The organism is Micromonospora sp. CA-248212, assembly GCF_050948405.1.
Classification (GTDB): Bacteria; Actinomycetota; Actinomycetes; order Mycobacteriales; family Micromonosporaceae; genus Micromonospora.
In genome coordinates, this window is record NZ_CP192023.1 from 3,032,922 (window position 1) to 3,046,230 (window position 13,309).

Annotated in this window: 16 protein-coding genes; 12 read left to right on the top strand and 4 right to left on the bottom strand. The window is 72.5% G+C overall.

Annotated features, from left to right (window positions below; genetic code table 11):
* Positions 1–66 precede the first annotated feature (66 nt).
* From ACQP03_RS14450 to ACQP03_RS14470, 5 genes are read left to right on the top strand one after another with little or no spacing between them, the layout of a single operon-like run.
* Entirely contained in the window at positions 67–1,104 is a 1,038-nt protein-coding gene (locus tag ACQP03_RS14450) for a zinc-dependent alcohol dehydrogenase (protein ID WP_433460976.1), read from the top strand.
* A complete protein-coding gene (locus tag ACQP03_RS14455; RefSeq protein ID WP_357172157.1) occupies positions 1,105–1,926 on the top strand; it encodes a sugar phosphate isomerase/epimerase family protein in 822 nt (273 codons plus the stop codon). It abuts the gene before it with no gap.
* Positions 1,923–3,263: an MGH1-like glycoside hydrolase domain-containing protein gene (locus ACQP03_RS14460; protein WP_433460977.1), complete on the top strand. Its 1,341-nt coding sequence runs from the start codon at positions 1,923–1,925 to the stop codon at positions 3,261–3,263. The genes ACQP03_RS14455 and ACQP03_RS14460 overlap by 4 nt, the downstream gene beginning before the upstream one ends.
* Positions 3,264–3,320: 57 nt before the next feature.
* Positions 3,321–3,719, top strand: coding sequence for an NUDIX hydrolase (locus ACQP03_RS14465; RefSeq protein ID WP_357172262.1), 399 nt, complete (start codon positions 3,321–3,323; stop codon positions 3,717–3,719).
* Between the two features lie 60 nt (positions 3,720–3,779).
* Positions 3,780–4,283: a DUF2267 domain-containing protein gene (locus ACQP03_RS14470; RefSeq protein ID WP_357172159.1), complete on the top strand. Its 504-nt coding sequence runs from the start codon at positions 3,780–3,782 to the stop codon at positions 4,281–4,283.
* Positions 4,284–4,305: 22 nt separating this feature from the next.
* On the opposite strand, the gene ACQP03_RS14475 is transcribed toward ACQP03_RS14470, so the two are convergent.
* Positions 4,306–5,619 (bottom strand): hypothetical protein, encoded by a 1,314-nt coding sequence (locus tag ACQP03_RS14475; protein WP_357172160.1) that lies wholly within the window; start codon positions 5,617–5,619, stop codon positions 4,306–4,308.
* A 49-nt stretch (positions 5,620–5,668) separates the two neighbouring features.
* Positions 5,669–6,184, bottom strand: coding sequence for an NUDIX hydrolase (locus ACQP03_RS14480; RefSeq protein WP_357172161.1), 516 nt, complete (start codon positions 6,182–6,184; stop codon positions 5,669–5,671).
* Between the two features lie 64 nt (positions 6,185–6,248).
* Here ACQP03_RS14480 and ACQP03_RS14485 point away from each other — a divergent pair, with 64 nt between their 5' ends.
* Positions 6,249–6,740 carry a type II toxin-antitoxin system PemK/MazF family toxin gene (locus ACQP03_RS14485; protein WP_433460978.1) on the top strand — a complete coding sequence of 164 codons (492 nt, stop codon included), beginning with the start codon at positions 6,249–6,251 and terminating at the stop codon, positions 6,738–6,740.
* Positions 6,741–6,767: 27 nt separating this feature from the next.
* On the opposite strand, the gene ACQP03_RS14490 is transcribed toward ACQP03_RS14485, so the two are convergent.
* Positions 6,768–7,418 (bottom strand): flavodoxin family protein, encoded by a 651-nt coding sequence (locus ACQP03_RS14490; RefSeq protein ID WP_433460979.1) that lies wholly within the window; start codon positions 7,416–7,418, stop codon positions 6,768–6,770.
* Between the two features lie 152 nt (positions 7,419–7,570).
* On the opposite strand from ACQP03_RS14490, the gene ACQP03_RS14495 reads away from it, so the two are divergent.
* From ACQP03_RS14495 to rox, 4 genes are all read left to right on the top strand, one after another.
* Entirely contained in the window at positions 7,571–7,915 is a 345-nt protein-coding gene (locus ACQP03_RS14495) for an ArsR/SmtB family transcription factor (protein ID WP_355050007.1), read from the top strand.
* Entirely contained in the window at positions 7,899–8,372 is a 474-nt protein-coding gene (locus tag ACQP03_RS14500) for an SRPBCC family protein (protein ID WP_357121449.1), read from the top strand. Before ACQP03_RS14495 ends, ACQP03_RS14500 begins: the two co-directional genes overlap by 17 nt.
* Positions 8,373–8,520: 148 nt before the next feature.
* Positions 8,521–9,459 carry a phosphotransferase enzyme family protein gene (locus ACQP03_RS14505; protein WP_357121452.1) on the top strand — a complete coding sequence of 313 codons (939 nt, stop codon included), beginning with the start codon at positions 8,521–8,523 and terminating at the stop codon, positions 9,457–9,459.
* A gap of 143 nt (positions 9,460–9,602) precedes the next feature.
* Positions 9,603–11,030: a rifampin monooxygenase gene (gene rox / locus ACQP03_RS14510; protein WP_357121455.1), complete on the top strand. Its 1,428-nt coding sequence runs from the start codon at positions 9,603–9,605 to the stop codon at positions 11,028–11,030.
* A 4-nt stretch (positions 11,031–11,034) separates the two neighbouring features.
* Here rox and ACQP03_RS14515 read toward each other — a convergent pair whose 3' ends face one another.
* Entirely contained in the window at positions 11,035–11,682 is a 648-nt protein-coding gene (locus ACQP03_RS14515) for a GGDEF domain-containing protein (protein WP_357122169.1), read from the bottom strand.
* A gap of 269 nt (positions 11,683–11,951) precedes the next feature.
* Here ACQP03_RS14515 and ACQP03_RS14520 point away from each other — a divergent pair, with 269 nt between their 5' ends.
* Entirely contained in the window at positions 11,952–12,191 is a 240-nt protein-coding gene (locus ACQP03_RS14520; protein ID WP_355050003.1) for a DUF397 domain-containing protein, read from the top strand.
* Positions 12,192–12,329: 138 nt separating this feature from the next.
* Positions 12,330–13,217 (top strand): helix-turn-helix domain-containing protein, encoded by an 888-nt coding sequence (locus ACQP03_RS14525; protein WP_357121459.1) that lies wholly within the window; start codon positions 12,330–12,332, stop codon positions 13,215–13,217.
* The last annotated feature ends 92 nt before the right edge of the window (positions 13,218–13,309 follow it).

The following is a 13,309-nucleotide window of genomic DNA, read 5'->3' on the forward strand; positions in this document are numbered from 1 at the left end:
ATCAATAGCAAGACATATGGCTATTTTTTGGCTATCCTGGAGCCCAGTGCTACCGGGATGTGACACATGGGCAACTGGGTGGTCTCCCTCGCCGGGCCTCGACAGATCAGTCTCGAGCCCTGCCCGCCAGATTCGCTCGGTCCCGGCCAGGTCCGGGTCCGCACCTGCTACTCGGGCATCTCCGCCGGCACCGAGCTGACCCTCTACCGGGGCAGCAATCCCCGGCTCCGCAAGGACTGGGACGACACCGCCCGCATGTTCGTCCCCCGTCAGGCCCCCGTGCCGTACCCGTTGGTCGGCTTCGGTTACGAGGAGGTCGGCGAGGTCGTCGAGGTGGCCGCAGAGGTCGCCGACCGGCATCCGGGCCAGCTCGTGTGGGGCATCTGGGGGCACCGCGCCGAGGCCGTGCTCCCCGCCGACGCGGTCCGACCCCTGCCCGTCGGGCTGGACCCGCTCGCCGCGGTCTTCGCCCGGCCCGGCGCCATCGCGCTGACCGCCGTGCTCGCCGGCGACCTGCACCTGGGCGACTGGGTCGGCGTCTTCGGGCAGGGCGTCTTCGGGCTGCTCGCCACCCGCCTCGCGGCGCTGTCCGGCGCCCGGGTGGTGGCTGTCGACCAGGTGCCCGTCCGGCTGGCCCACGCCACCCACTACGGCGCACGGACCACCGTGGACGCCGAGGTCCGGTCCGCCGCCACCGTGCTGCGCGAGGCCACCGGCGGCCGGGGCGCGGACGTCTGCCTGGAGCTGTCCGGGGCGTACCCGGCGCTGCACGAGGCGATCCGCTCCACCGCGCACGCCGGCCGGGTCGTGGCCGCCGGCTTCTACCAGGGCCAGGCCGACGGGCTCGGCCTCGGCGAGGAGTTCCACCACAACCGCATCCAGCTGGTGGCCGCTCAGGTCTCCGGGCCCACCCCCGCGCCGGGCATGGCCGGCCGGTGGACCGGTGACCGGGTGGCACAGACCTTCATGGAGCTGGTGGCCGACCGCAGCGTCGACCCGCTGCCGCTGGTCAGCCACATCGTCGACGCCAGCGCGGTCGCCGACGCCCTCGCGCTGCTCGACCGCGGCGCCGGTGACGTCCTCCAAGTGGTGTTGAGGTTCTAGATGACCACCATCGCGCTCGCCTGCCAGGAACAACTCCTGCCGGGCACCAACCTGATCCAGAAGTACGCCCTCGCCACCGCGCTCGGCTACCAGGGCATCGAGCTGCGCGGTCGCGGTGACCTCGCGTTCGCCCGCCGCCTGCCCGAACTGCGCCGGGCCCGCGCCGCCGGCGTGGTGATGCCCACCGTCTGCGTCGAGATGACCCACTTCATCGGCGACTTCGACCCCGACCGGTCCGCCGACGCGGTCCGCAACCTGCGCTCCCAGCTCTCGGTCATCGCCGAGCTGGGCGGCATCGGGGTGATGACCCCCGCCGCCTGGGGGATGTTCTCCCGGCGGCTGCCGCCCTTCGAACCGCCACGCCCGCCGGCCGGCGACCGGCAGGTGCTCCTGGACGCCCTCGGCGAGCTGGGCGAACACGCTCGGGCCGAGGGGGTCACCCTGTTCCTCGAACCCCTCAACCGGTACGAGGACCACATGGTCAACCGGCTCGACGAGGCGGTCGCCCTGTGCGCCGCCCTCGGGCTGCCCTCGGTCCGGGTGGTCGCCGACACCTTCCACATGAACATTGAGGAGGACGACGTGCACCGGGCGCTGCGGGCCGCCGCCCCGTACCTCGGGCACGTGCAGGTCAGCGACTCCAACCGGTACCAGCCGGGCGCCGGGCACCTCGACTGGACCGGGCTCGTACGGACCCTGCTGGAGCTGGACTACCGGGGCTGGCTGTCCCTCGAGTGCCGGCTCCGCGGCGACCCCGTCCGCGCCCTCGGCGAGGCCGTCACGGTGCTGCGGCACGCGCTGCCCCGCCGGGCCGCCGCATGACCGCCGACGCCGTACCGGCCCGCATCGGTGGTACGGCCGAGCCGGCCGGGCTGAGCCGGCTGGCCGTCGCCACCCTCGACGCGAACTGGGAGCACGACCACACGGTGCCGTCGCGCACGCTCTACCCGCACCAGTGGAGCTGGGACTCGGCGTTCATCGCGATCGGGCTGGCCCACGTCCGGCTCGGGCGGGCCTGGCGGGAGCTGGCGAGTCTGTTCCGGGCGCAGTGGGCCGACGGACGGGTACCGCACATCGTGTTCAATCCGGCGCTGCGGGTCGGCGCGTACTTCCCCGGCCCGGACCTGTGGCGCTCGGCCGACGTGCCGGGCGCACCGGGGGTCGACACCTCCGGCCTGGTCCAGCCGCCGGTGCACGCGCTCGCCGCGCTGCTGGCCTATCGGCGGGTGCCCGACCAGAGTGGACTGGCCGCGCTGCGCCGGCTCTACCCGGCGCTGGTCGCCCAGCAGCGCTATCTGGCCGAGCGGCGGGATGTGGCCGGCGACGGGCTGGTGTGCGTCGTACACCCGTGGGAGTCCGGTCTGGACAACAGCCCCGCCTGGGACGAGCCGATGGCCGCGGTCCACGCCGAGGCGGCCGTGATGCGCGCGTACCGTCGCCACGACACCGCGCACGCCGACGCCGCGCACCGCCCCACGGACCTGGACTACGCGCGCTACCTGGCGATCGTCGCGGCCTACCGCGGCCACGGCTACGCCGACCGTCACCTGGCCGACGACCATCCGTTCCTGGTGGAGTGCCCGCTGTTCAACGCCGCGTTCGGCTCCGCCGAGCACGCGCTGGCCGACATCGCCAGGCTGACCGGCTTCGACCCGGGCCCGCACCGGCTCCGCGCGGACCGCGTCACCGAGGCGTTGGTACGACGGCTGTACGACCCGGTCACCGGCACGTTCCAGCCCCGCGACCTGCGCGCCGGACGGCTCATCGGCGCGCGTACCGTGCTCGGGCTCGCGCCGTTGCTGCTGCCCAACCTGCCTGCCCGGCAGGTCGACGCGCTCGTCGTCGAGGCGACGTCGGCGCGCTTCGGGGTGGCCGAACGAATGGATCGGCCGCTGCCCAGCTACGACCGCACCGCGCCCGACTTCGAGCCGCTGCGCTACTGGCGGGGGCCGAGCTGGCTGAACATCGGCTGGCTGGTGCGGCGCGGGCTGACCGTCCACGGTCACCCGGAGCTGGCCGCCGGCCTTCGCCGTTCGATGATCGATCTGGTGGCCGGCGCGGGCTGCCACGAGTACTTCCATCCCGACACGGGGGCCGGGCTGGGCTCACCGGCGTTCGGTTGGACCGCCGCGCTCCTGCTCGACCTGCTCGCCGCGTGAATGTTCCCGCCGGCGTCAGGTGGTAGCGTGCGCGCTCCCAGCGAGGCGGGAGGCGGCGTGCGCGAGATCGACAAGGTGGCGTGGATCCTGATCGAGGACGGGCGGGTGCTGAGCACCCGGTCGCAGGGCAAGGACGTGTGGTACCTGCCCGGCGGCAAGCGCGAGCCCGGGGAGAGCGATCTGGAGACCCTGCGCCGGGAGATCGGTGAGGAGTTGAGCGTCGAGGTGGACGTGCGCGGGGCGACGCACCTGGGCACGTTCACCGCGCAGGCGCACGGGCACGCGGCCGGCGTCGCGGTGCGGATGACCTGCTACCAGGCCGGATACCGGGGACGGTTGCGGCCGGCCAGCGAAATCGCCGAGATGGCCTGGCTCGGGTACGCCGACCGGCACCGCACCTCCCCGGTCGACCAGCTCATCTTCGACCACCTGGTGGCGGCCGACCTGCTGCGATGAGGGTCGCCGGCCCGCATCCGGCGCTGTTTGCCCCCGTCGGGCGCGGGTAACCGCCCCGGCGTGACCGACAGCGCGGGCGGCGACGGGTTTGGGCACTTCATCGACGCGGTGTCCCGGCGTTCCGGCCTACCGACCGGGCAGGCTGCCGCTCTCGCCCGCGCGGTGCTCACCACGATGGCGGAACGCGTCACCGGTGCCTCGCCCGACCCCGCCGGGCACCTCCCCGACCAGGTCGACGGCTACCTGTACGACTTCGCCCCGGACGCCCACCCGACCGACCCGGTCCCGGCCGTGACGACCGACGGTGACGGGCTCGACGCCGGGGTGGGTCTCGTCGTCGGCGGACCGGCCACGCCGCCGCCCATGGACGCCGGTCCGGTGGACTTCCTACGCCGGGTGAGCCAGCGTGCCGGAGTGGACGCGGCCACGGCACGGCTGGGCACGGGCGCCGTCTTCGCGACCCTGCGCGAGGCGGTGACCGTACGGGAGTTCCACGAGATGGTGGCCCGACTGCCCCGCGACGGGAGCGAGCCCGATCCCGCCTGGCCGACGAGCGATTGGTGATATCCGGTGCGGATCGACGGCGTCAGCTCTCGGCGTCGGGCAGCTCCTCGGGCTCGGTGACCCAGGCGGAGAAGACCGGCACCCCGTGCCACGGGCCGGTGGTCCCGTCGGCCCTGCTGTCGGTGGCGACGGCCACCACGGCGTACGGGTGGCCGAAGCGCAGCTCGGCAGTACGGGCGACTCCCTCCGGGGGCAGGCTGACCGTGCCGAACATCCCGGTCACCGCCGCCGCCTCGAACCCGTACCGGCCGTACCGGGCCATCGCCACCTGACCCGCCTCGAAGCCCTGGACCGGTTGGCCGAGTGCCCGAGCCAGTGTGCCGGCCGCGGCCTCGAAGCCCAGCGTCGCGGCCATGAGATCGTGCTCGCTCCGCGCCGACCAGCAGGGGAGTACCGCCTGATGCCGCTCCTCGCGGCCGTCGCGCGCGCGGGTCCGGACCCGCTCCTCGCGCAGCGTCCACAGCGGGGTCTCGCCGAGCGGCAGGTCGAACAGTGACCGCCGACCCGTCGGTTGCGCGCCGTCGGCCGCGCCAACGCTGAGTCGGTACGCGGCGGCGAGCACATCGCCCGCCGGCACGTGCGGCGCGGCGGCCACCGAGAGGACCACCAGCCCCGCGCCGTCGGTTGCCTGGGCGCGGGCGGCGTGCACGATCACGTCGCCGGCCCGCTCGGTCGTGACGATGGCCCCCTGGTGCCCGTGGCTCGGGCTGCGCAACGCCTGACGGAGGTCGCCCGCCCAGGCGCTACCGGGACCCAGCGCGCGGGCGTCGGTGACGTCGAACGGCTCGGCCCACGAGATCCGGGTGGCGAGCGCGCTGGCCAGGGCGAACACCACGTCCGGGCGGACCTTCAGGGGGAACGTCTCGATCAGGCCGTCGGTGTGCTCGCGCGCCCAGGCGTCCAGGCCGGCCTGGTCGGGGAGCGGGCCGACCTCGGTCGTCGCGGGGAGCGTGGCCCGCCATCCGGCCGGCTCGTCGACTCCTCGAACCGCTCGCAGCCACAACGCCGTGGCGGACGCGACCAGCGGGTGCGGCGCGTCCAGCAGCGTGCGGGCCACGTCGGCCGCGCTGGCCAGATCGGTGCCCAGAGCCGCCGCCAGCCGCTCGCCCGTCGCGTACCGGGCCGCCGCGTCTGACCCGGCTACCGCTTCTGGCCCGCTCGCCGCGTCCGCGTCGGCCGTGTGCAGGCCGGTCGCCTGGGCGGCTTCGGTCGTCGCGGCGCTGACGGCGAGCAGCAGCCAGGCGCCGAGCGGGGAGGCGACGTGGTGCCGATCGCCGATGGCGGCGTGCAGCCGTTCGGCGTACGCGGACAGCGGGCCGTGCAGGTCGGTCGTCATGCCTCCACTCTGCCCGGCGCGACCCGGTCCGGCATCCGCACCGGCCCGGTCACGACCACAGCTCGAACGGCTCGTCGATCCGCTCACCGGCAAGGAGGGGCGTGATCAGCCGAGGGAGCTGACCGGGATAGAAGCGTTCGGCGCTGGTCACCACGTCGGCAAGTGGCCACCAGCGGAAGCCGAAGTAGTCCTCCCGCTCGTAGTCGAGTCGGTCCGTCTCGTCCACGTCCGGGCCGGGACCGGTCAGTCGTACGGCGACGATCACCTCGTCCTGGACGTGGCGCAACTGGCGGTGCAGGAAGCTGGCCCGCCGTCGCCAGGTCGGCGCGCCCACCTGGTCGGCGGTGACGACGATGCCAGTCTCCTCGCGCAGTTCCCGCACCGCGGTCTCGCGGTACGTCTCGCCCGGGTCCATGCCGCCGCCGGGCAGCTCCCACCAGGTGCCGAGCCGAGGGTGGTCCGGGTCGCGGGTGTGGAACAGCAACACCCGGTCGGAGTCGTCGATGACGACCACGCGCACCGCGCGCCGTTCGAGGATCGGCAGGTCGTCGGGTAGGTGGTCCATCGGCTCAGTCTGCCGCAGCGCTCCGGCTCCGGGGGACCGCGCGGGGGCCGGTAGGCTGCCCGCCGTGGCTGGTCTGTTGAGGAACGTGGCGCAACGCATCTCCCGGGTGGGCGCGGCAATTCCGTCGCCCCGGCGTACCGGGCCGTCACCGGCGCGGGTGGCCCGCCCCGGGCAGGTGAACGCGTTGCAGCGGCGTGAGCTGAGCTACGCGCCGGAGGTCGACGGCCAGGCCGACCCGGGTGAGATCGTCTGGACGTGGGTGCCGTACGAGGACGACCCCCGCCAGGGCAAGGACCGCCCGGTGCTGGTGGTGGGGCGGCACAGCCGGACGCTGTTCGGGCTGATGCTGTCCAGTCAGAGCGAGCGGGACGGGCAGCGGCACTGGTTCGCGCTCGGCCCCGGCGAGTGGGACCGGGACAAGCGGCCGAGCTGGGTCCGGCTGGACCGGGTGCTCACCATGCGCGAGGACAGCATCCGCCGCGAGGGCGCCGTGCTGGATCGGCCCCGGTTCGACCGGGTCGGGCAGGCGCTGCGCGCCGGCTACGGCTGGCGCTGACCGTACCCTCGGCGGCCGGACGGACCGTCAGGCCGGCTCGCGGCTCGGACCGACCGCGGCGCCCTGCGCGTCCGGCGGCGGGTACGGCTGTTCGGCGAGCAACCGGGCCAGGTGGGCGCTGTTGAGCGCCAGGGCCCTGGTGGTGCGGCCGGTGGTGTCGGTCTTGGGGCCGGCGTCGCGGTAGTCCACCTTGTGCAGGGCCTCACCGACCCAGTAGGTCGCTCCGGCGGCGGCGACGGTGAAGCCCACCTCGTTGAGCGCTCCCTGGACCTCGGCGATGGTGTGGTGCGCGCCGTCCTCGTTGCCCACGACCGCGACGCCGGCCACCTTGCCGTAGGTGAGCAGTCGTCCCTCGTGGTCGGTCTCGGACAGCTCGGCGTCGAGGCGTTCGAGGACCATCTTGGTGACGCTCGCGGGTTGGCCGAGCCAGATGGGCGTGGCGATGATGAGGATCTGGGCGTCGAGCAGCTTGGCGCGGATGGCGGGCCAACCGTCGCCGTTGCCCTCGTCGGTCGACACCCCGAAGCGCACGTCGTGGTCGACCACCCGGACGATCTCGCCGTCCACGCCCTGCCGGGCCAGTTCGGCCAGCACCTCCCGGCCCAGTTGCTCTGAGCTGGAGGGGGCCGGCGACGGCTTGAGGGTGCAGTTGAGTACCAGGGCGCGGACGCTCACCACGAGGGGTTCCTCTCGTCGGTCGTATCGGGCTGTTCTCCCCGTACCCGTGTGTCGGGTCGAATCACGGTCCTGGTCCGGTGAAACCGTTGACAGTCGGCGGTCGAGCTGTAGATTCAACCTGTCGGTTAATTAGCTAGGTGGTTGAAAGCGACATGACAGCGGACCCGGTCAGCGCCGTGTTCGGCGCGCTCGCCGACCCGACCCGCCGCGCCATCCTGGCCCGGCTCGCCACCGGTGAGGCGACGGTCAACGAACTGGCCGCGCCGTTCCCGATCAGCGTCCAGGCCATCTCCAAGCACCTGGGGGTGCTGGAGCGCGCCGGGCTGATCGTGCGGACCCGCGACGCCCAGTGGCGGCGGTGCCGCCTCGATCCGACGCCGCTGCGCACCGTCGCCGAGTGGGTGGACCAGTACCGCCGGCTCTGGGCCGAACGCTACGACGCCCTCGACGACTATCTACACGACCTGAAGGAGACCAGCCATGACCGAGACCCGTGACCTGACGGTCGACGTGTCCTCCGAGCGGGACATCACGATGGTCCGTTCGTTCGACGCCCCGCGAGACCTCGTCTTCGCCGCGCACACCCAGGCCGAGCACCTCAAGCGATGGTGGTGCCGGGGCAATCCGGCGGACGTCGAGATCGACTTCCGCGAGGGTGGCCGCTATCGCATCGTCGAGCACGCTCCGGACGGCAACGACTACGCCTTCCGGGGTGAGTTCCGGCAGATCACCGCGCCGGAGCGGATCGTGCAGACCTTCGAGTTCGAGGGCATGCCCGGCCAGGTGGCGGTGGAGACGCTTGTCTTCACCGAGCTGAACGGCGGCACGCTGCTGACCAGCACCACTCGCTTCGACACCGCCGCCCAGCGAGACGGCATGGTCGAGGCCGGCATGGCGCAGGGCACCGCCGAGTCGTACGCGGCCCTAGACCGGCACCTGTCCACCCTGCGTTGACGGACCGGACCACGTTGATCAAGAGGTTCGCGTCAGAATACGAGCCGATCGTGACGCGAACCTCTTGATCAACAAGGGTGGGGTGTGGGGTGTGGGTGTGGGGGTTGTGGAGTGGGTTGAGGAGGCGTTTGGGCTTCGGTTGTCCGTTGTGGACGAAATCCCGCACGGGGCTGATGTGCGGGCTCGGCTGTGGCGGGGTGGGACGGGCGACGGTGGGCGGTATGCCGTCAAGGTCAGCGGTGGCGGTACGCCGGCCGGCCTGATCGTGGCCGCGCACCTGGCCGAGCGGGGCGTGCCCGGGGTCGCGGCGCCGGTCCGCACCCGTGCCGGGCGGCTGTACGCCGAGCGTGACGGGGTACGCCTCTCCGTGGTCCCGTGGGTGTCCGACCTGCGGGCGCTGGACGGCCCGATGAGCGAGGCGCACTGGCGTGCGTACGGGGAACTGCTGGCCGCCGTGCACGCGGTCCCGGTGACCGGCGAACTGGAACGGCTGCTACCGGGCGGCGGTGACGCGTACCCCTCGATTGTGGCCGCGACCAGGGACGTGGCCGGACGGCTCCGTGACCAGGTCGACTCGGGCGATCCGCTGGTCGCCGACCTGGCGGCACGCTGGGCGGCGAACGCCGACCGGGTGTCCACCCTGCTCGCCGGGGTCGAGCGACTCGCCGCCCACCGGTCGGGGTCGGCGGTGGTCTGCCACGGCGATCCCCATCTGGGCAACCTGCTGCTCGGCCCGGACGGCCAGGTCTGGTTGATCGACTGGGACGACGCCGTGCTCGCCCCGCGCGAGTGTGACCTGATGTTCGTCGTGGGCGGGGTGCTCGCCTTCGCGCCGATCACCCCCGGGCAGGAGAGGGCCGTGCTCGCCGGGTACGGCGCGGTCGACATCGACGCGGCGCGGCTGGCCTGGTTCCTCGCGGTACGCGCGCTCGACGACCTCAGCGACTGGACCCGCCAGGCGTTGGACCCCACCGGCGGCCCCGACGATCGCGCGACGGCCGCCCGGATCGTCCGTGGGCTCGTGTCGCCGGTCGGCCTGGTCACCCTCGCCGACACCGCGCTGCGTGACCTCGACGAACGGCGCTGAGCGGCCCGGAAACGCGAAACGGCAGGGGGATCCGGCTCCCTGCCACCTCTAACGTATATCGCACCCGGGGTCTTGCGGCAAGACCCCCGTCGTGCCGCAGAATCGTCACCCGAAGCCCAAACCTGGGAAAATCGGGGGGAATCGTGATCGATGTCATCATTGCCGGCGGCGGACCGACCGGTCTGATGCTCGCCGGTGAGTTGCGACTGCACGACGTACGCGTTGTCGTGCTGGAAAGGGATGCCGAGCCGACCCGCTTCGTCCGTTCCCTCGGCCTGCACGCGCGCAGCATCGAGATCATGGACCAGCGCGGACTGCTGGAGCGCTTCCTCGCCCTGGGTACGCGGCATCCGCTCGGGGGCTACTTCGCGGCGATCCCCAAGCCGCCGCCGGGCGGCCTCGACAGTGCCCACGCGTACGTCCTCGGCATCCCGCAGACCACCACGGACCGCCTGCTGGCGGAGCACGCCGTGGAGGTCGGCGTCGAGGTCCGGCGCGGCAGCGAGGTGGTCGGGTTGCGCCAGGACGACGACGGGGTGACGGTGGAGCTGGCCGACGGGACGCGGTTGCGGTCGCGCTTCGTGGTCGGCTGCGACGGCGGCCGGAGCACGGTCCGTCGGCTGCTCGGCGTCGACTTCCCCGGTGAACCCAGCCGGGTCGACTCGCTGCTGGGCGAGATGGAGGTGGGGGTATCCCCGCAGACGGTGGCGGACGTGGTCGCCGAGGTGCGCAGGACCCACCTCCGCTTCGGTCTCGGGCCACTCGGAGACGGCGTGTACCGGGTCCTCGTGCCCGCCGAGGGGGTGGCCGAGGACCGCGATGTCCCGCCGACCATCGAGGAGTTCCAACAGCAACTGCGGGCGTACGCGGGCACCGACTTCGGCGTGCACTCGCCGCGCTGGCTGTCCCGCTTCGGTGACGCGACCCGGTTGGCCGAGCGTTACCGGGTCGGCCGGGTGCTGCTGGCCGGCGACGCCGCGCACATCCACCCACCGACCGGCGGGCAGGGCCTCAACCTCGGCATCCAGGACGCGGTCAACCTCGGTTGGAAACTGGCCGCCGAGGTCGCCGGCTGGGCGCCCGACGGGCTGCTGGACAGCTACCACGCCGAGCGGCACCCGGTGGCCGCCGACGTCCTCGTCAACACCCGTGCGCAGATGTTCCTGCTGTCACCGGATCCGGGGCCGCAGGCGGTACGCCACCTGTTGGCGGAGCTGATGGACTTCGAGGACGTGAACCGGTACCTGATCGAGAAGGTCACCGCGATCGGGGTCCGCTACGACTTCGGCGCGGGTCACGAGCTGCTGGGGCGGCACCTGCGGGACGTCCGGCTGACCCGTGGACGTCTCTACGAACTGATGCGCGCCGGCCGCGGGCTGCTGCTCGACGCGACCGGTCGCCTCTCGGCCGCCGGTTGGGCGGACCGGGTCGACCACGTCGTCGACGTCGGTGACGGGTTCGACGTACCCGGTGTGCTGCTGCGTCCGGACGGCCACGTGGCGTGGGTCGGTGACGATCAGACCGACCTGGTGGGTCAGCTGCGCCGGTGGTTCGGCGCGAGCGCCACCTGAGCCGCTACTCCACGAAGCGGGCGCTGTCGACGAGCTGTCGCGGCGCCCGCGGGCCGGAGAGGCTCTTCGCCTGGTACATGGCCGCGTCGGCGCGGCTGAGCGCGTCGGTGAGCTGGGCCGGACAGGTCACCGGGGCGAGCCCCACCGACGCGGTGACCCGGACACTGCACCCGGTCAGCCGGATCGGCGCGGCGACGGTCTCGCTGAGGCGTCGGGTGGCGTGCTCGATCCAGCGTCGGTCGACGGTCGGGCTGGCGAGCAGCCCCGCGAACTCGTCGCCGCCGAGGCGGGCGACGAGGTTGTCGCCCGCGAACCCGGCCAGTCGTTCCGCGACGCTGATCAGCACCTGGTCGCCGGCGGCGTGCCCGTACCGGTCGTTGATCTGCTTGAAGTCGTCGAGGTCGAGCACGATGGCGATCAGCGGCTCACCGTCGGCGTTGGTGAGCAGGGCGGCCGCGAGACGGTAGAAGGCGCGGCGGTTGGGCAGCCCGGTGAGCGGGTCGTGGCTGGCGGCGTGGCGTTCGGCGGCCAGCTCGGCCTGGAGGTGTTCGATCTCGGCCTCGGCGCGTACGGCGCGGCGACGCAGTTGCCAGGAGGAGAGCAGGGCACCCGCCGCACAGACGCCGGAGGCAACGCTCATCGGATCCGGCAGGAGACCTCCCATCGCCGCGACCGCCTCCCGCCTCCGGTCTGCGCGGCGCGCCTGCCGCGTCGGTGTCAGTTTTCCCTGGTCATCACCCCGCTCGGGGTAACGCAAAGTGAACGGATAAGCACCGATCACGTGCGTTATCATGCTCGCCATCCGGTGCAGATGCAATAGCAGATGCACGTGCATACGGTCCGACCCCGATACCGCACCCTCGCCGCGTCACCGCTCCTCCCACGGGCACCGGCGGGCTCGTGAGCAGAAAGACGCCTCTCATGCAGCAGCCACCCAATGGCGTTCCGATCCCTCAGTTGCCCCATCTGACCTGGCAGAAGAGTCGCCGTAGCAACCCGAGCGGCAACTGCGTCGAACTCGCCGAACTGCCGGGAGGGGCCGGCATCGCCGTCCGCAACTCGCGTCATCCGGAAGGTCCGGCGCTGATCTACACAGTGGACGAGATCGCCGCCTTCGTGCTCGGCGCCCGCGACGGGGACTTCGACCATCTGATCAACTGAAGGGCCGCGCCGGGCGGTCCCAGCGATGGGACTGAATCGCCGGTCCGGAGGAGTTCACCTCACTGTCGGTCCATGGCATGCTTACACGTCGGTCGGGCTCGGTGCCCGGCCACGTGGTCGGTATCCGGAGGTCCGCACGTGACGATGGTTCCCGCCGAGGGCGGCCCGACAACCGGGCCAACCGTGCTGCGCATGCTGCTCGGCGCCCAGCTTCGTCGGCTGCGGGAGTCCAGCGGGGTGACCCGGGAGGGCGCCGGGTGGGAGATCCGCTCCTCTGAGTCGAAGATCAGCCGGATGGAGCTGGGCCGGGTCGGCTTCAAGGAACGGGACGTCTCCGACCTGCTCACCCTCTACGGCGTCAGCGACGAGGGGGAGCGCGACGCGCTGCTCAAGCTCGCGCGGGACGCCAACAGTCCCGGTTGGTGGCACCGTTACGGCGACGTGCTGCCCAGTTGGTTCCAGTCCTACCTGGGCCTGGAGGCGGCGGCGGCGCTGATCCGCAGCTACGAGGTGCAGTTCGTCCCCGGCCTGTTGCAGACCCGGGAGTACGCCCGGGCGGTCGTGCTGCTCGGGCACGGCGGCGCCGGCGTCGCCGAGATCGACCGCCGGGTGGATCTGCGGATGCAGCGTCAGCAACTGCTGCTCCGGGACAAGCCGCCGCTGCTCTGGGCCGTGGTGGACGAGGCGGCGCTGCGCCGGCCGATCGGCGGTCCAGAGGTGATGCGGGGCCAGCTCACCGCGCTCATCGAGGCGACCAAGTCGCCCACCGTCCGACTTCAGGTCATCCCCTTCGCCGCAGGTGGTCACGCGGCGGCCGGTGGCGCCTTCACCATCCTGCGCTTCGGTGACCAGGAGCTGCCCGACATCGTCTACATCGAACAGTTGACCAGCGCCCTCTACCTGGACAAGCGCGACGACCTCGACTACTACGCCGTGGCCATGGAGCGGCTCTGCGTCGAGGCGGAGCCGCCGGAGCGTACGCCGGAGATCCTGGGCCGGCTGCTGGAGGAGACCTACCCGCGGTGACGGTGCCCTGAGGGGCGCGCGCGGGTTCATTCGCATTGACCGTTGCCGACGTGGCGGGCTAGTCTCTGTATCGATCCAGTCTGAATCGATAC

What these genes read in the sequence shown, in the direction of transcription:
- ACQP03_RS14450 (WP_433460976.1), top strand. Translation starts at nt 67, where the DNA reads ATGGGCAACTGGGTGGTCTCCCTCGCCGGGCCTCGACAGATCAGTCTC.
- ACQP03_RS14455 (WP_357172157.1), top strand. Translation starts at nt 1,105, where the DNA reads ATGACCACCATCGCGCTCGCCTGCCAGGAACAACTCCTGCCGGGCACC.
- ACQP03_RS14460 (WP_433460977.1), top strand. Translation starts at nt 1,923, where the DNA reads ATGACCGCCGACGCCGTACCGGCCCGCATCGGTGGTACGGCCGAGCCG.
- ACQP03_RS14475 (WP_357172160.1), bottom strand. Translation starts at nt 5,619, where the DNA reads ATGACGACCGACCTGCACGGCCCGCTGTCCGCGTACGCCGAACGGCTG.
- ACQP03_RS14480 (WP_357172161.1), bottom strand. Translation starts at nt 6,184, where the DNA reads ATGGACCACCTACCCGACGACCTGCCGATCCTCGAACGGCGCGCGGTG.
- ACQP03_RS14495 (WP_355050007.1), top strand. Translation starts at nt 7,571, where the DNA reads ATGACAGCGGACCCGGTCAGCGCCGTGTTCGGCGCGCTCGCCGACCCG.
- ACQP03_RS14500 (WP_357121449.1), top strand. Translation starts at nt 7,899, where the DNA reads ATGACCGAGACCCGTGACCTGACGGTCGACGTGTCCTCCGAGCGGGAC.
- ACQP03_RS14520 (WP_355050003.1), top strand. Translation starts at nt 11,952, where the DNA reads ATGCAGCAGCCACCCAATGGCGTTCCGATCCCTCAGTTGCCCCATCTG.